The sequence below is a fragment of the Arcanobacterium ihumii genome (genome assembly GCF_900604515.1).
Lineage (GTDB): Bacteria > Actinomycetota > Actinomycetes > Actinomycetales > Actinomycetaceae > Arcanobacterium_A > Arcanobacterium_A ihumii.
The window spans coordinates 849185-866083 of the sequence record NZ_UWOS01000001.1 but is presented as its reverse complement, the minus strand read 5'-3'; the positions used below and the strand labels follow the sequence as shown (position 1 = coordinate 866083).

Here is a 16899-nt window from a genome sequence, read left to right as displayed (position 1 = left end):
TACCTCGCTGAAATCAACGCATATGCATGACCCTCCTGTCACGGAAAGACCGTGACCGTAAAGACCAAAGGAGGTGGGTAAATTGCGTAAGTATGAGATGATGATCATTCTCGACCCAGAGGTAGATGAGCGTAATCTACAGCCATACCTAGACAAGCTACTCGCAGTCGTACCAGCTGAGGACGGAATCCTTGACAAGGTAGACATTATGGGTAAGCGCCGTCTGGCCTATGAAATCAAGAAGAAGTCCGAAGGTATCTACGTTGTTGTCTATATGACCGCGACGCCAGCAACCGCTCAGGAACTCGATCGCCAGCTCGGCCTCAATGAAGCCGTTCTGCGCACCAAGCTGCTCCGTTTCGAGCCAGCACCAGTAGAAGACTGAGAAAAATAAAGTAACCGAGGGAGATTACTCATGGCAGGCGAACCGATTATCACAGTAGTTGGCAATCTAACGGCTGATCCTGATCTGAAATATGTAGGATCTGGAACTCCAGTGGCTTCGTTTACGGTGGCATCAACTCCACGCACGTTGAACCGTCAGACCAATGAATGGGAAGACGGCGAAGCGATGTTTATTCGTTGCACTGTGTGGCGCGAGTATGCGGAGAATGTTACAGAATCCCTTTCTAAAGGAATGCGTGTAGTGGTAACGGGCAAACTCCAAGTCCGCAACTACCAGCGTAACGATGGCTCACAAGGTACTTCGATTGAGATGCAGGTTGACGAAGTGGGTCCATCCCTTCGTTATGCCACTGCTAAAGTTACTCGATCCCAAGGATCAGGTGGCGGTGCTCCTCGCGGTGACTTTAACCAGGGAGGCGGCCAGCAGGCTCGTGCTTCCTACGATGCCCCAGCCGGTGGGTCAGCATATGATCCATGGATGAAAGCTCCACAAGGATCGTCTTTTGACGATGCTCCACCGTTCTAAGCATCATCAGACTTTTTGATGAGTGGATAAAGGTGCTAAGCGCCATTTTCGCTCATGTGATTGAAAGAGGATTCAACATGGCAAAGCCAGTATTGCGCAAGCCAAAGAAGAAGGCCAACCCGCTAAAGTCGGCCAAGGTCGAGTCGATCGACTACAAAGATACCGCAACTCTGCGTAAGTTCATTTCCGATCGTGGCAAGATTCGCGCTCGCCGCGTTACCGGTGTAACTGTGCAGGAACAGCGCCAGATTGCACGTGCAGTTAAGAACGCACGCGAAATGGCACTTCTGCCCTACTCGAGCTCTGCTCGCTGATAAGAGAGGAAGATAGATATGAAGATCATCCTCACTCACGAAGTTAAGGGTTTGGGCGCTGCAGGCGAAGTAGTTTCTGTAAAGGACGGTTACGGTCGTAATTTCCTTATTCCACGCGGCTACGCAACCGTTTGGTCTAAGGGTGCACAGAAGCAGATTGATCAGATTGCTGAGTCCCGCCGCAAGCGTGCGACGGACGACATCGAAGCAGCTCGCGAGCTTCGCGACGCTCTCGAAGCACAGACCATCGTCGTTACGAAGAAGGCTGGCGAAAATGGTCGCCTCTTCGGTGCAGTAACCACTGCTGATGTTGCTGTTGCCGCATCTGAGCTAACCGGAAAGTCAGTTGATCGTCGCTCGGTCAACCTCCACACCACTGTTAAGTCGGTTGGAGACTACACCGGTGTTGTAAAGATTCACGATGAAATCGTGGCAAATATTAAGGTTCAGGTTGTTGCTGCGTGAGCAAGTAGTTCACTGAACGATGCCGCTTAGTGAGCAATCTTGTTCATTAAGCAAAAGCCAAGGTGGTGGGTGAGAATCTAATCAGATTCTCACCCACCACCTATTTTTGATTGCAGATCTAAGATGATCAGTGAGCTACCATCTTCGATGGAAGTTGATCAGCAATCGTATTAGCAGCAACATGACCAAACGCGATAGCTGCTCCGATAGAGGTTCCGCCTGCGGTGTAGGTATGACCGATCACCGACTTGGTGGTGTTGCCTGCCGCGTAGAGACCTTCAATAATAGATCCGTCTTCACGGGTGACGCGTGCCTTGGTGTCGATAACCAAACCTCCGGAAGTTCCGATATCGCCAGGGTAAACGCCTGTTGCGTAGAACGGACCTTTTTTGATTTCACCGAGTGATGGATTCGGCTTATGGTAGCGGTTTCCATAGAAGCGATCATGTTCATCTTCGCCACGATGAAAATCTTCATCCACACCTGTACGAGCGAAGCTGTTAAAGCGATCAAGTGTTTCCTTCAGTTGTACAACCGGTACATTGATTGCCTCAGCAAGTTCTTCGATCGTGTCGCGCTTTATAACTGCGCCAGAATCGTAGAACTCTTGAGGGAGGTCAACGATTGGAAGGTAGCCGTAGGAGAACATGTACTTGTTACGGAACTGTTGGTCGAAGATAAGCCAGGCTGGTAGATTCTCAGCATCTCCTTCGCCCTTACCGAAGTGTCCACCGTATAAACCTTGACCGGCAGTGCAGTAAGGAAGTGCCTCGTTCATGAAGCGTTTTCCTTTACCATTAACAATCATGGTGTGCGGCAGCGAGCGGTCAGGAACAATGAAGCGCTCGACGTCGTCAATAACGATCGGGGCGAATGCTTTGACCTGCGGCAACTGGATAACAGGAGACCAGATTGCGTCTGCCATATTGCTGATAGCGGCACCGTGTTCAACACCGATCTCAATTCCATCGCCGGTATTTCCTTCAACACCAACTGTCCATTCGCCATTAATTGGATGGCGTTGGTACTTCTTGCGCATTTCGTCGTTGCGTTCGAATCCGCCACAGGCAAGGATGACGCCGTGGTTAGCCTTGACTTCGATCTTACGGCCACGTTGCTCAAGAACGATACCGGTGACGCGGTCGCCGTCGCGAATCAAGTCGATGATTGCCGTTTCGAGTTTGACTTCCACGCCGTTCTTCAAAGCGTTGTGCATAATTGCACCGGTGAGAGCGGCACCCATGGTCACAACCTTTTCACCACGGAGCTTTTGCTTTGCGTTACGAAGAGTCAACTTCAATCCGCGTAGAAGTGGCTTAGGGTTCGTGGCAAACAAGAGTAGGTCTGCTGAATCAAAGGAGCTGATGTCGAGGCTAATCATCGGACGGAAGTACGATTTAACGTGCGTGCTCTCCCATTCTCCAAGTAAACGAGTGTCGAATGCGCCGGCCTCAACGCCACGACCCGTCTTTGCGGCGCCCGGAGCGTCCAGCCAGTAATCGGGGTAGCCTTCCATATTGCGCCATTCGAGTTCGGGGCAGGAAGCGGACAAGAAGTCCATCGCTTTAGTTCCCTCAACTAAGAAAGCCTCAATCATTTCGTCGGAAGTGCAATCTCCAACTGTGGCCTTCATGTACTGGCGGCCAAGGTCAATCGAATCGTTCTTTCCAACTTGGGCGAGAATATTGTTTCCTGGAATCCATACCATTCCTGCGGACTTTGCCGTGGAGCCTCCCCATTCAGAGGACTTTTCCACGAGAAGCACGCTCATTCCTCGCCGTGCGGCGGTGAGCGCGGCGGTGAGGCCGGCAGCGCCGGTTCCCACTACTACAACATCGTAAGCGTCTTTGCTTGGAGCGTTATATGCGTTCATATGCAATATGCTAGCGTGTTTTACGCCACTTTTGGGCGAAAACTAAGAATCTGAGTATCAGGTATTTTAGGTTATTTGACCTTGGTTTTTATTTGAGATGCGATGAAGAGAGTAGCTACCAAGCCGAGCGAGAGGAAGATGATCGAGGCCAGGAGAGAGTTAGTTGTTCCGGTCGTAAACAAATCTGGGGTGGTGTGCATGAAGTCCACACCGATTGAGTGTGCCAAGATGGACCCAGCGATGGCGCTTCCGGTGGCACTTCCTAGTTGGCGTACAGTGCTTTGTGTTGCCGACGCCGATCCTGAAAGTGAGCGTGGTACGTCACCAAGTACGGTTGAAGTAAGTTGTGCTGAAGCAAGACCAAGCCCGAAGCCGTAGATTGCTAGTGTTCCTGCGACTTTCCAAGCCGTTGGTGTATGGGTGAGGATGACGATGGTTTGAGCAATTCCAACGAGCTCTAGGACCAAACCAATAATTACAACTTTGATTGGTGAAAGTTTCAGTGCGATGTTTCGTGCCATACCTCCTGCAAAAAAGGCACCGAATGCCATTGCTGCCAAAACCCAACCTGATTGCAGCGCGTCAAGGTGTAAAACAGAAACCAGGAACAGTGGTGTGACGAACACCAGAATGAACTCTCCGATAGAGATCATGGCTGCCGCTACGTTTCCGGCGCTAAAGCTTTTGATTGAAAACAAAGATACGTTAAGCAGCGGCTTTTGTGTGCTGCGCAGTAGGGATTCCCACGCTAAGAAGAAAATGATAGAGATCGCGCCAATGATCAGTGCAACCGGAGCAGCTGAAATTTCCCAGGGCCAGGTGAAGGAGCCAAGGGTGAAGGGCGCCGAGGAAGTCCACCATCCTAGGGAGTTTCCTTCGATAAGGCCGAAGATAACTAGCCCGAAGCCGATGGCACTAAAGATAAGGCCGACGACGTCGAATCCAGTTCCGGCTTCGCCGCGAGTATTTCGGATGAAGATGGAGCCGAAAATGAAGACGATGATGCTGATGGGGATATTGACGATGAAGATCCAGCGCCAAGAATAGGAGGTGGTGAGCCATCCACCTAAAAGGGGGCCGATCGCAGCAGCTCCAGACATTACCGCTCCCCATATTCCGAAAGCGGTGGCGCGTGCTTTTCCTCTGAAGATTGCATTGACTGTGGATAGTGAGCTTGGTAAAACCATAGCTCCACCAATCCCTTGTAGGGCGCGAGCGGTGATCAGTGCGCTGGTGTTGTTGGCAAGTGCAGCCATAAGTGAGGTAGCTGCAAAAATAACGATTCCAAGTAAGAAAATTCTTTGACGCCCACGCGCATCTGCAACTTTACCTACAGAGAGCAGAAGCGCCGCAAAGACTACAGAATAAAGGGAATTCACCCACTGTGCATCGGTGAGGTTGAGTTTTAAATCAGCGATGATTGAAGGTAGTGCAACGCCTACGATCGTTCCGTCTAGGACGATCATGCCAAGTCCAAGTGCAAGCGTGGCCAGACCAACCCAGTCTTTTGCTTGCGGTTTTTGAGGTTCTTCGCAATTCATTATGTACTTCCAAATGATTAAATATTTTAGCGACAAGGTGTCGCGCATAGTGGAAATACTGCTCCTTTGGAGTGTTAAAGTCAAGATAAGGACATGGTGTCCTTAAAGTGTGGTTAGAATCCCATCCAGCTATTGCCACGGACCCGAAAGAACATGGTTATTCCACGAGCTACCATAAAGAGGAGTGCATAGCCACCCCAAAGAAGGAGCATCCCGGGCATCCCCCAACTACTGCCACACAACAAAATTATTAGGGGAACGGGAGCGAAGACGATCAGGGCAGCTACCATATAGCGGGCAAGTTTTCGTGTGTCTCCAGCGCCGATCAACACGCCGTCGAGCATGTATGCAATTGCGGCAATCGGCATTGAAACCGACGTAACCCACATCGTCTGTGTTGCAAGATGCTGAACTGAGGGGTCCGTCGTCATAATTCGAGGGATGAAAAAGGAAAGAGCGCCGAGGATGATTCCAAGTCCAAAGCCGACTCGCGCTCCCCAACTGAGGCAACGGTGGAGAACGTGGTGAACACGGTGTTTGTCTTGCGAACCGAGGTTTTGCCCCACAAGGATCTGTGCTGCCGTTGCCAACGAATCAAGACCGTAGGCTGCAAAGTTCCACACAGTCATAACAATTTGGTTAGCAGCCAGCGCTACTGTTCCAAGCGACGTCGCTGCCGCGATTTGGAGCAGGATAGCGCCACGTAGTGAAAGCGTACGAACGATAAGAGGTATCGCTTCTCGGAGGGAACGAAGTACACCGACGCCGGTGGGTTTGGCGCTTACCTGAAGATGATGAGCGCGTCGACGGATCGCAGACATCAGGTAGATGGCCATTAGTGTTTGAGCGATCGCTGTTCCTAGCCCGGCACCACCGACTCCCATGTGGAGCACATAGATGAGGATGTAATTCAAAGGGATGTTGAGCAAAGCACCTGCGGTAGAGGCATAGAGCGGAGTCTTTGCGTCCGCAAATCCGCGAAGAGTGCCGGTGGCAGCGAGAACTAAAAGCATTCCAGGAAGTCCGAAACAACTGAACTTGGTGTAAAAAATTGCTTGGGCAAGAACTTCTTTGGAGGGATGAAAGAATTCCAATATTACTGGTGAACCAAAGAAGAGGATGGCGCCAAGGATTATTCCAAGCCCGGCCGCCAACCATAGGCTATCAATCCCCTGACGTAGACCTTGCTTGGGTTTTCCGGCTCCGACGAGTCGAGCCGTTGCAGCTGTTGAGGCGTACGCCAAGAAAATACAAAGTCCAACCAACGTGGTCAAAATGGTTGAGGAGAGTGAGAGCCCTGCTAAAGGTGTAGTGCTTAGGCGACCGACCATTGTTGAGTCTGCTGCAACTAAGAGTGGCTCGGCTAAGAGTGTGGCTAGCGAAGGAAGAGCGAGCTTGAGGATCTCAGCATCAACTTGTTGTTTATCGAGTGGATTGACATCGTGATCGGAGCAGGACGTGTTGATGGGCTTAGACATGAAGAAATAATCAAATTCTAGAAAAGTAGCAAATTCATTGAGCTTTGATGCTCAACGAAGCAGTATCGGACTCAAGATAACGCTACCAAAGCAAGATAGTACGAGCATCCTGATAAAAGAGAGAATGAGATGCGCTTGGGCGGTGACACGAGTATGTGATTCGTCTAAAAAATGAGATGTTTACCCTTGACTTACAGTGTTGTTACTTTAAGTTTCTTAAGATTTAAAAATTACCTCGAAGAATTTTTGTAACTCGTTTTATCCACTGTTGTGGGTAAAAATGGGGACGAAATTAAGCCGTTTTCCATAACTAGTCCACAGTTGTGGAAAAAAGATTTCAAGTCTGTGGGTAAGTGGGGTGTGTCGTCCACGGTTTGTCCACGAAATCTACGGCGTGTATCCACAAAATTTCTTAAAGAATCCACAGGTTGAGGTTTTTATGATTTGACATTTTAAGAAAATATCTTCTAGTTTGCCTACCTGCATGATTGTTGAAAACCTGATTTCTACACCGGTTAAACACGGGGTTTCACTAGTTTTTGTCATTTTTAAGCGCTTGGTTTCGCCGTATCCTCAGCCTTAAGGAACGGTGCGATTCCCCTCTAAGTAGGGCATACTTGTAACGTCTAGGAGGAATAGAGGGATATATGTCTACCGTTTCAGAACACGGATTTGATCGTGTGCCACCGCAGAATATTCAAGCCGAACAATCGGTGCTTGGAGGAATGCTCCTAAGCAAGGATGCGATTGCGGACGTCGTGGAAATCTTAAACGTCAAGGACTTCTATAAGCCAGCACACGCAAGTATCTACGGTATTATCCTTGACCTGTTCTCCCGTGGAGAGCCTGCCGATGCAGTTACAGTTGGCAATGAACTCCAGCGCTCAGGTGAATTAGAGCGAATCGGCGGTTTTGCTTACCTTCACTCTCTAGTTCTTTCGGTCCCGACGGCAGCAAATGCCGCCTATTATGCAAATATCGTCAAGGACCAGGCGAAACTTCGTGCACTTGTTGAAGCTGGTACTCGAATTGTGCAACTTGGTTACAACACTGACGGTGGTGAAGTTCAAGGTCTGCTCGATATGGCACAAGCGGAGATGTTCGCAGTCACCGAATCGCATGTAAAAAATGATTACGCGACTTTCCATGAAATTGTTCCATCGGTTATCGAAGAAATCGAAAAAAATGCGGCACGCGATGGTCAACTAGCCGGTCTCGAAACAGGATTTACCGATTTGGACAACGTTCTTTCGGGACTTCGCCCTGGACAGATGATTATCGTGGCCGCCCGTCCCGGTATGGGTAAATCTACGCTTGCTATGGATTTCTGCCGAACCGCAGCAATTAAGAATGGACGCCCAGTGGCGTTCTTTTCCTTAGAAATGAACCGTATCGAATTAACGATGCGTGCGCTCGCGGCAGAGTCAGATGTTTTCCTCAACAACCTTATTAAAGGTGACCTGAAGCAAGATCAGTGGCAGCGAGTTCTTGAAACTTGTGAACGTTTAGATAAAGCACCCTTGATCGTTGACGATTCTCCAAACCTCACCATGACCGAGATTCGAGCAAAGGCACGACGCTTGCGTCAGCAGAACCACATTGAGCTTATCGTAATCGACTACCTTCAGCTTCTCACTTCAGGTGGACGCACGCCTGAATCCCGCCAGCAAGAAGTATCGGAGTTCTCACGTTCGATCAAGCTTCTTGCTAAAGAACTCGATATTCCGATCATTGCGGTTGCGCAGTTGAACCGAAACCCTGAACAGCGAGCCGATAAGAAACCTCAGGTTGCCGACCTTCGTGAATCTGGCTCGCTTGAACAAGACGCGGACGTTATTTTGTTGATACACCGTAAGGATGACGACGGGTCACCAGACATGCCACCGTCAGAAATCATTATTGGTAAACATCGTGCAGGACCAACAGGATCGGTAGAGCTTATGTTCCAAGGAAATCGTGCTAGATTCTCTAACTTTGGTGGAAGTGGAGACTACTAAACGAACGGACAGAACATTCGGCCGGAAAAAGATCATACTTGAGTATGATGCATTTCCTTAGGGTTGCCATAGATAATATTAGTGTCTACTTAATTCGATAACGCCTAACGATTATTCGTTTTCTACGCAGGTCCCTAAGCCTGTTTAAGTAGATTTTTCATTGCCCGGTGTGTTGCATTCCTTCCAACACACCGGGCAAGTTCGTTTTTACGAGTCCTCGTTATTCGAGTTAATGACAGTCGATCTCAATCAATAGCCGTTTGAAGAACATTGCCTGGTAGTTGAGATTTTCGATCCACATCTTTTGAGCCATCTCCGTGGCACACTTCTGATTTCGGCAGGTGTGGAGCGAATCGATATAGTTCATGATCCATTCACGCTGCGAATCCTTATCCATGCCCAGGAAATCTACATAACGCAAGGTATCGCAAATTCGGTAGGTAGAGTAGCGATCGATATTATCGCAATCTCCAATGGACTGAGCTAGAACCGATGGCTCGTGGGCAAATACGATATAGGGCTTACCATGAATGTTTGTGCCGGTTCCTTCGCCGTCGGTGCGGGTATTCCAGTAACCGTCGGTATGCATAGCAATTCCTTGAGCGAGATCAGCACAGATTTCATTTGGCAACTCGGCTTCGGTAAATAAGTCATAAGCAATAAGCGCCCCAGCGCGACCGTGATCTACCGGATCTTCGGCATCCCATTTTCCAATATCGTGCACTAGGCAACCAAGCTCAAGGAGCTCGGCATCCATACCTTCAACTTCTGCAACAAGTCGCCCGATCTTCGCCACACGTTCGCAGTGTTCGATGCGGTAACGTTTCGCACGGTCGGTCGGCCGATCTGCTTGTTGAAGGTTGGCAACTAGCGCTTCGTGAAGAAAAGAGCGCAACTCAGCAAAGGTATCAAATTTTCCGTAAGTATCCATCAGGCGGAGTAAGCTCCTTGCCAAACTGTATCGAATGGGGTGTGGGCGCTAACTCGCGCATTAATACCTTTCGTTACAACTTCTTTGGCAATTCGCACTGCCTCGTGGATATCGGTGCCCTTAGCCAGCTCTGCGGTAATCGCAGCAGCCAAGGTGCAGCCTGCGCCAGATACGCGTTCCTGACCGATCTTCGGCGTGCGGTAGGCGGTGGCTTTCTTTCCGTCCCACAAAACGTCTACGGCGTCGTCGCCAGGGAAATCAATTCCACCCTTGACTATTACGTAACGTGGCCCGAGCGCGGAGATACGGCGTGCGGCTTCTTCGAGGTCCTCGATGGTGTTGAGTGATTCCATCCCAGCAAGAGTGCACGCTTCAAAGTAGTTTGGCGTGGCAACGGTGGCAAGCGGAAGGATCTGCTCGCGTAGTGCGTTGTCGGTATCTAGTGCGTGTCCCGGCTCTTGACCTTTGCAAATCAAAACAGGATCAAGAACGATATTGCGCCATGATTGTTTGCGCAAGCTTTCTGATACTGCCTTAATTGTGTCTGGGTGACCGAGCATACCGATCTTAACGGTATCGAGATCTTGAGCTTCGGTAGCTGATTCGATCTGATCTTTGATCACTTGCGGATCCACAGGGACGAAACGGTGACCCCAGTTGTTCTTAGGGTCGAAGGAAACGATGCAGGTGAGTGCACCCATTCCATACGTTCCAAGCTCGTGGAAGGTCTTTAAGTCTACCTGAAACCCGGCACCGCCGGTGGCTTCAGAACCCGCAATCGTGTATGCGAACGCGACCATAGTGCCGCCAGTCCTCTCTCAGTTAGGTATAAGGTTCATCTCGTCTGGGTGTTTACCCGTTCGACCAGCTTCTCCCTTATCTAACGTGTCTATAGCTTCCATATCGGCAGAACTCAAAGTAACGTTCGCGGATTCGAAGTTTTCGCGCTGACGTTCCACTGAACTTGCCTTCGGAATGGCAATATTACCGTGTTGGAGGTGCCAAGCAAGAATTACCTGTGCCGGTGACGCTCCAATCCGTTGTGCAATCTCCACGATAGTCGGATCTTCGAACTGCCGTCCACGACCAAGTGGAGACCACGCTGTGATTACAATCCCTTGATTGCGGCAAAACTCAGACGTTGCTTTGTTTCGCAAATAAGGATGCAGCTCAATCTGGTTAGTGGCGGGAACAATTGTTGCCTCGCGCAAAATTGGAACCAGATGGTGTGGCTCGAAGTTCGACACACCGATTGCACGTGCACGTTTGTCGATCGCGAATTCTTCCATCACCTTGTAGGTTGTGACGAAGTCGCCATCGTAGAGCTTAGGGAGCGGCCAATGCATCAAGAACATATCGACGTAGTCTGTGCCGAGCTTCTCAAGGGACTCCTCGAACGTACGGCGAGCGTCGTCAGGACGATGGTTGCCGTTGTTGAGCTTCGTGGTGAGGAAGATTTCTTCGCGTGGAATACCTGATTCCTTGATCGCAATACCGACTTCGCGTTCGTTTCCGTACATTTGAGCAGTATCGATGTGGCGGTAGCCGATCTTCAGCGCTTCAAGCACTACTTCGGTTGCGTTGTCTGGGGTGAGCTTGTACGTGCCAAAGCCAAGCTGTGGCATGAGCTTTCCGGTATTTAGCTTCATTGCTGCAATTTCTGTCATGAACCTATTGTGCACAATTTCCCCGCTAAGGTGGTAGGTATGAACACAATTCGAACATCCGCGGTACCGATTTCTGAGGAGTTTTCCACAGCAATTAGGCTCTCAACTGGGCGTTCATTTCTTGATGAACACTACTTTGCCTATTCCTTGGACGACGCCGGTAGTTTAAGTCGCGGATGGATTATGCACGAATTGCTGTGGTCTGATTTTTTAGAGCGTCATGGTGTGGGCTCGAGTGGTTCAAATAAGAGGCTCGTGGGTAGCCTTGCCGATGCTCATACTGCTGTTCGCGAGGCAATCGGCGCATGGTGCCAGCAAGACCCAGATGCGTTCCAGAATCTGAAAATTACCTTTACCGGAACCGAGTTCTTAAAGGCAGCCAGAAAAGCAATGTGCAAAGTACCCTTTGGAGAGATGGTCACCTACGGTGAACTGGCGGCGGAAATTGGGCATCCACGCGCAAGCAGGGCAATCGGGACTGCGTGTGCCACTAACCCAGTTGCGCTGATTGTTCCGTGCCACCGGATTATTCCTCAGTCCACCCGCACCCAGATTTTGCGCAAAGGTAAGGGAAGTTCCAAAGTAATTGATGTAGGAAACTACGGTATCGACGTCGGAAACTATGCCATCGGCTCAAAGCTGAAGTATGAATTACTATCCTTTGAAGGAGCAATTTAGTCATGCAGTGCTTTGAGTAGTTCTCCTACCACTCGAGCTGAATCGGTGCGTAACGCATCATGATGGTAATCCTCTGAAATTAAAGGAACCAGTCCCCTGATGCGATTCGCGGTTTCCATCGAAACCTCAAAAGGTACGAACATATCGTTGCGATAGATCCAGGCTGCCACCGGCACAGAATTTTGTGCGAGTACTTGCGCATCATGCAAAGCCGGGAAATCGGCTCGTTGCGCTAGTAATTCCGTTGCGGGAGCCAACCCCACCAGCGCAGGGTCTTCTTCGCCCTGCCAGGGGAAAACATGCTCACCGGAAAACCGGAATCCAAAACCAGAACGCTGCATTTGTTCTTCGAGTTCCTTTTCACCAGCCGAACCAAGGTGAATATCTGGAACATGGAATTGGGGCAGAGTTTGGCGCACTCGATTAGCAGCCCACTCAGTTGCGCCAGAGGAACACTGAGCGTAGATAGATTCGTGGAGTGCCCAGTAAAGCGGACTTCCACCAAAGCTCAGTTGTTCGCCCATGGAAACCAAGAAACGGCCGCGCAGCTTAGTCTTTCCACCGATTTCCACAAAAGGATCTTCAAGCAGATGGTGGAGTTTTTCTAGCCCGTAGGACCACCCCAAAGAAATGCCGATCATTCGGAATCGCCTTGGTGTGAGGCGCTCACCCGTTGGCAAGAATTCCTTAACGTCAGCTAGGTGTTGGACTATTTTCCAGCAGGTAGCTTCGTCTTCTGGATAACGATCGAAGAACTCACGGTTGCGTTGTTCAGTTTGTTCCCATGTGCGCTCGTAGACGTCGGTTGCGGACCGGTCTACTGACGGTAGCCCAGCGGTGATCATTGCTTCCTTGAGGCCCTGTGGCGCTCGCGAAAGATACGTCGTAATGCAAAATCCACCAAAAGACTGGCCGAGCGTACTCCATGGTTCCTCGCCCTGAAGGGCAATTCGGAGGGCCTCGGCGTCGTCAACAATCGAATCTGCACGGAAACAGGACAGGTAGGCCGCTTGCAACTCCGGTGTGCCGACGTCGGTAACCACAGTGGCATCCAGGGCATGTGAGAGTCCAGTACCTCGTTCGTCAAGAAGAAGCACACGATATTTTTCCAATAAGCACTCAACGAAGCCACCTACCGGCTCTGGTCGCGGTGATGGAGAACCTGGACCGCCTTGAAAATAAACTAAGCGGGGGAGCTCGGCGCCGCCGTCACGAACATATTCACGAGCGAAAACCCGAATAGTCGCTGGAAGCTGAGTGCGCTCAGACTCTGAAAGCAGAGTCCCCTTGTGGTCGAGTGGAACTGTAAGTTGATGCTCGTAAGTCGTGAAACCTGGGATTTTTACTTCGGTGGTGTGTAGCGCAGGGGTCATTTCGACGATTCCTCGTTGCCCAGTGGCTCGCTATCTTCTTCACCTCGCAACCGCGGTGTGCTCTTCCACTGCGGATTGATGCCTTCTTTATCTGCATAGAAAGCACGGATTAGGTCCATGTCTGCTCGCATATCTCCGGTCAACATAATTCCGTGCTCCCAACCGTACGTTTTCGTGGCTGAATCGATGTAACCAAGTACAACCGGAATATTCGCTTTGCGCGCAATGTGGTAGAACCCAGATTTCCAGAACTCGCGCGGAGAACGAGTTCCCTTTGGTGCAATAACCAATAGGAATTCGTCAGACTCAGCAGCTTTCGTGGCGATCTGGTCAACCAGACCGTGGGCGGAACTGCGGTCTACCGAAATCCCACCGACCTTACGAATAATTGGGCCAAAAGGTGATTTCATCGCCGAATCTTTAACGAGAAAATTGAAGTTACGCTTGGCGTCCCAAAAGGCAACCGCCATCAAGATTCCATCCCAGTAGGAGGTGTGTGGACCGCCAATGACGATTGCCTTCTTAGGAAGTTCTTGATACTGGAGCTTTAGGCGTGAAAATTTTTGAAATGTGTGCGAAATAAATGTTGTGAGGGACATGTACTATGCTGCCTTTTCACGTTTGAGTTCGGAATCAACGATCTGCTTAAAAGTATCGAATGGGATGTCGCCCGGAACAAATTGGTACCCGATAAGGAATGCTGGTGTTCCAGTCAGCCCGAGGCGGCGGCCATTATCCATTTCTTTTTTAACAGCTTCGACGGTTTGAGGTGCCGTGATATCTGCGCGGAATTTCTCTAAGTCCTTCACACCGGCTTTCTTAGCAAGATCCGTCAAGCCGTCGACGCTGTAGGTGGCAGACTTCTTGGCAAAAGCCTCATACAAGGCATCGTGGTATTCCCAGAACATTCCTTGATTGGCGGCCGCTTGCGCTGCCTGAGCAGCCATAACAGAGTCCGCTCCCAGAACTGGAAGACTGTTGAACTCGTAACGGATCGTACCGTCGTCGATCATCTTCTTGAGTTGAGGCTCAACGTTCAACGCGAAATTTGCACAGTGACCGCAACGGAAATCGGCGTAAATTTCTACAACTACGCGGGCGTTAACGCCACCCTTCGCACGAGGATCGCCGTCGGTGAGGCGATGCTGAGAATCAATGATCTTGCGAACGTCGTCCGGTACAGCTGGTGCTGGAGCTCCGTCTTTTGGCTTTTTCTCCTGCTGGGATTCATCGGTTCCCGAGCCCTGTTTCTGGGTTCCCTGCTGAGCGCTCTGTGAAGTTTCGGCATTTTTATCGCTCTGATCTGCGTCTCCGTTTCGTGAGAAAAGCAAGACGGTAAGCAAAACCACTACTGCAAGAAGTGCCACCACAATGATTAAAAGCGCCTTGTTGGTACCGTTTCGTTGGGTGTTCGGCGTTGCTTTCGCTGTGGGGGATGACGCCGCTATCGGCGTAGATACCTTTGCTTTAGTCGCCTCAGCCTCACCTTGGAATGTGTTGTTGGAGTCTTGTGGAAAATCAGAGTTAGTCATAAAAACCTCATCGGAAAACGGACACTACCTCTAAGCCTAGAGCAGGAATCCGAAACTTGGGGAGTTTGGCTCGAGCTTCTCGGAATGAATCGCGGACTTATCCATGCGTTCTAGCAGGGAATCAATATTTTTTGGATCGTCAATTTCGATTCCTACCAGTGCGGGACCAGTTTCGCGATTGTTTTTCTTGGTGTATTCGAACAAGATAATGTCTTCGCCGTCGGAAAGAACTTCGTCAAGGAAGGTTCGCAATGCCCCTGGCTGTTGCGGGAAAGTAACTAAGAAGTAGTGGCGCAGGCCCTCATGAATCATAGAGCGCTCAACGATGTCGTCATACCGAGAAACATCGTTATTCCCACCGCTAATAACAAAGGCGATTGGACCGTCAGGGAGCGAATTAAGGTCAAGGTAGCCTCGAAGTGAAGCAACGGAAAGGGCTCCCGAAGGTTCGGTGATAATTCCTTCCACCTGGTAGAGCTCAAGCATCTCTGAGCTGATAGCGCCTTCTGGGACGGTGACGATGTGATCACAGTGGTTGCGAGCCATGTCGAAAGTAATATTTCCAACCCGCGCAACCGCGGTGCCGTCTGCAAAGGAATCAACTTTGGTAAGGGTGACCGGTTCATTTGCTTCGAGTGCGGCTTTCATTGAGGCGGCCCCGCTCGGTTCCACACCTATGACGACGTCGGGATGGAATTGTTTTACCCACGCCAAGGTTCCAGCGAGCAGACCGCCACCACCGATCGGTACGACGACGCTCATAGGAGGTTCATCCGCCTGCTCAAAGATTTCCTTGACCACAGTTCCCTGGCCGGCAATCGTGCGTGGATCATCGAAGGGATGGACGTAGACTCCTCCGTTAGAGATGGCAAATTCCGTTGCTGCGCGCGAACATTCGTCGAAAGTGGTGCCGGCTTCGATAAGGGTGATCCAGTTTCCACCGATATCACGGATGCGATTCCGTTTTTGGCGCGGAGTGGTGGTAGGGATAAAGATTGTGCCTTTAATGTGTAGCGTGTTGCAGGCGAATGCGACGCCTTGGGCATGATTACCAGCTGAAGCACAAATGACTCCACGATCAGCGTCGCTCGCATCAAGGGAAGAAATAAAGTTGAAAGCGCCGCGAACTTTATAGGAACGACCAACTTGGATATCTTCGCGTTTGAGGTAAATCTTGCGACCCGTTTTGGAGCTTAGACGCGCACAGGTATCGAGTGGGGTGCGACGAATGGTTGGTCCAAGTGCTTGAGCTGCAAGAACAACATCGGTACCGGTAGGTAAGGCCGGCTGAGAATCGCTAGAAGTGGCAGTCATGTTAGTCATACAAGCAATGTTAGCTTTCAACTATTATTTGAGCATGAGCATTCCATTTTCATCGGCGGAAGACCGCGATTTCCCTTTCGAGTTTGAACGTAAGTTCTTTGTTAATAGCATCCCGCAGGACGCATTGAAGCACGGATCCGAGCAAATTATTGTTCAAGCTTACGTCTTCGCTGAGGCAGGATATGCGATCCGAGTGCGGATTATTTTCCGTGGGGTTGAGGTAGATTTCCCAAAGTTCGACTATCGCACTGACAACGTAGGAACGTATGAACGTAGGGTTTTGGCTCAGCTTATGGAGATCAAAGACGTTGATTCTAAAGCTGCTGCCACAATGGGAGTGAAATCGCCGTCGGTAAATGGTGAGCGCTATGAATTGGAAACCGAAATTGCCTTGGATGTGGCGGTGCAGATTCTGCAACATTCGACGCACTTGATCTTGAAAAAGCGGTATTCGATTTGGCATGGAGAAGATGGATGGGAGTTCGATCTTTTTGCCGGTCAAAACGACGGATTGATTGTTGCCGAATGTGAACGGCTCACTCCTGTGGTTGATCTAGATATCCCTGATTTCTGTGTCACTGAGTTGACTGGAGATCCTCGTTTTACGAATGATTCGCTTTCTAAAGAGCCGTGGAACCGCTGGGATACGATATATCGGAAAGAGCTTGTTGACCGCGGTCCTTACTTCTTAAATATGAAGAGTGAAAAATAGCGTTTGATTTAGGTGTTTTACCTGAAAAAGGTGATAAATTTCGGAATGTAAGAAAATGTGTGCGTTCGCGAATAAACCATGATA

The 16899-nt window shown here is 50.1% G+C and carries 17 protein-coding genes; 7 read left to right on the top strand and 10 right to left on the bottom strand.

What is annotated here, in order from left to right:
- Window positions 1–82: 82 nt before the first annotated feature.
- The 4 genes from rpsF (at window position 83) to rplI (ending at window position 1710) form a co-directional block, all read left to right on the top strand.
- On the top strand, window positions 83–385 hold the full coding sequence (gene rpsF, locus EIH22_RS03880) for a 30S ribosomal protein S6 (protein ID WP_124054727.1): 303 nt from the start codon (window positions 83–85) through the stop codon (window positions 383–385).
- A gap of 30 nt (window positions 386–415) precedes the next feature.
- Complete coding sequence (locus EIH22_RS03875) at window positions 416–931, top strand: single-stranded DNA-binding protein (protein ID WP_124054464.1); 516 nt, start codon at window positions 416–418, stop codon at window positions 929–931.
- A gap of 77 nt (window positions 932–1008) precedes the next feature.
- Window positions 1009–1245, top strand: coding sequence for a 30S ribosomal protein S18 (rpsR, locus tag EIH22_RS03870; protein ID WP_124054463.1), 237 nt, complete (start codon window positions 1009–1011; stop codon window positions 1243–1245).
- A gap of 18 nt (window positions 1246–1263) precedes the next feature.
- Window positions 1264–1710 (top strand): 50S ribosomal protein L9, encoded by a 447-nt coding sequence (rplI, locus tag EIH22_RS03865; protein WP_124054462.1) that lies wholly within the window; start codon window positions 1264–1266, stop codon window positions 1708–1710.
- Between the two features lie 127 nt (window positions 1711–1837).
- On the opposite strand, the gene EIH22_RS03860 is transcribed toward rplI, so the two are convergent.
- From EIH22_RS03860 to EIH22_RS03850, 3 genes are all read right to left on the bottom strand, one after another.
- On the bottom strand, window positions 1838–3583 hold the full coding sequence (locus EIH22_RS03860) for an FAD-dependent oxidoreductase (RefSeq protein ID WP_124054461.1): 1746 nt from the start codon (window positions 3581–3583) through the stop codon (window positions 1838–1840).
- Between the two features lie 71 nt (window positions 3584–3654).
- On the bottom strand, window positions 3655–5124 hold the full coding sequence (locus tag EIH22_RS03855) for a DHA2 family efflux MFS transporter permease subunit (RefSeq protein WP_160149017.1): 1470 nt from the start codon (window positions 5122–5124) through the stop codon (window positions 3655–3657).
- Between the two features lie 113 nt (window positions 5125–5237).
- A complete protein-coding gene (locus tag EIH22_RS03850) occupies window positions 5238–6602 on the bottom strand; it encodes an MATE family efflux transporter (RefSeq protein ID WP_124054459.1) in 1365 nt (454 codons plus the stop codon).
- 647 nt (window positions 6603–7249) lie between these two features.
- Here EIH22_RS03850 and dnaB point away from each other — a divergent pair.
- Window positions 7250–8599 (top strand): replicative DNA helicase, encoded by a 1350-nt coding sequence (gene dnaB, locus EIH22_RS03845; protein ID WP_124054458.1) that lies wholly within the window; start codon window positions 7250–7252, stop codon window positions 8597–8599.
- A 229-nt stretch (window positions 8600–8828) separates the two neighbouring features.
- Here the strand turns inward: dnaB and EIH22_RS03840 are convergent, their stop codons facing one another.
- From EIH22_RS03840 to EIH22_RS03830, 3 genes are read right to left on the bottom strand one after another with little or no spacing between them, the layout of a single operon-like run.
- The gene (locus EIH22_RS03840; RefSeq protein WP_124054457.1) at window positions 8829–9530 is read right to left on the bottom strand and encodes an HD domain-containing protein; all 702 of its coding nucleotides are present in this window, start codon (window positions 9528–9530) and stop codon (window positions 8829–8831) included.
- On the bottom strand, window positions 9530–10330 hold the full coding sequence (gene thiD, locus EIH22_RS03835; protein ID WP_124054456.1) for a bifunctional hydroxymethylpyrimidine kinase/phosphomethylpyrimidine kinase: 801 nt from the start codon (window positions 10328–10330) through the stop codon (window positions 9530–9532). Before thiD ends, EIH22_RS03840 begins: the two co-directional genes overlap by 1 nt.
- Before the next feature lie 18 nt (window positions 10331–10348).
- On the bottom strand, window positions 10349–11197 hold the full coding sequence (locus EIH22_RS03830) for an aldo/keto reductase (protein ID WP_124054455.1): 849 nt from the start codon (window positions 11195–11197) through the stop codon (window positions 10349–10351).
- Window positions 11198–11236: 39 nt separating this feature from the next.
- Here EIH22_RS03830 and EIH22_RS03825 point away from each other — a divergent pair, with 39 nt between their 5' ends.
- Window positions 11237–11875 carry a methylated-DNA--[protein]-cysteine S-methyltransferase gene (locus EIH22_RS03825; protein WP_235001763.1) on the top strand — a complete coding sequence of 213 codons (639 nt, stop codon included), beginning with the start codon at window positions 11237–11239 and terminating at the stop codon, window positions 11873–11875.
- Here the strand turns inward: EIH22_RS03825 and EIH22_RS03820 are convergent.
- From EIH22_RS03820 to ilvA, 4 genes are read right to left on the bottom strand one after another with little or no spacing between them, the layout of a single operon-like run.
- On the bottom strand, window positions 11872–13248 hold the full coding sequence (locus tag EIH22_RS03820; protein ID WP_124054454.1) for an alpha/beta fold hydrolase: 1377 nt from the start codon (window positions 13246–13248) through the stop codon (window positions 11872–11874). The two genes, EIH22_RS03825 and EIH22_RS03820, sit on opposite strands and share 4 nt — an antisense overlap.
- On the bottom strand, window positions 13245–13847 hold the full coding sequence (locus EIH22_RS03815; RefSeq protein WP_124054453.1) for a 1-acyl-sn-glycerol-3-phosphate acyltransferase: 603 nt from the start codon (window positions 13845–13847) through the stop codon (window positions 13245–13247). The genes EIH22_RS03820 and EIH22_RS03815 overlap by 4 nt, the downstream gene beginning before the upstream one ends.
- Before the next feature lie 3 nt (window positions 13848–13850).
- Entirely contained in the window at window positions 13851–14780 is a 930-nt protein-coding gene (locus tag EIH22_RS03810) for a DsbA family protein (RefSeq protein WP_124054452.1), read from the bottom strand.
- Window positions 14781–14816: 36 nt separating this feature from the next.
- On the bottom strand, window positions 14817–16094 hold the full coding sequence (ilvA, locus tag EIH22_RS03805; protein ID WP_124054725.1) for a threonine ammonia-lyase IlvA: 1278 nt from the start codon (window positions 16092–16094) through the stop codon (window positions 14817–14819).
- A 43-nt stretch (window positions 16095–16137) separates the two neighbouring features.
- Between ilvA and EIH22_RS03800 the strand changes: the two genes are divergently transcribed.
- Window positions 16138–16815 (top strand): CYTH domain-containing protein, encoded by a 678-nt coding sequence (locus tag EIH22_RS03800; RefSeq protein ID WP_124054451.1) that lies wholly within the window; start codon window positions 16138–16140, stop codon window positions 16813–16815.
- The last annotated feature ends 84 nt before the right edge of the window (window positions 16816–16899 follow it).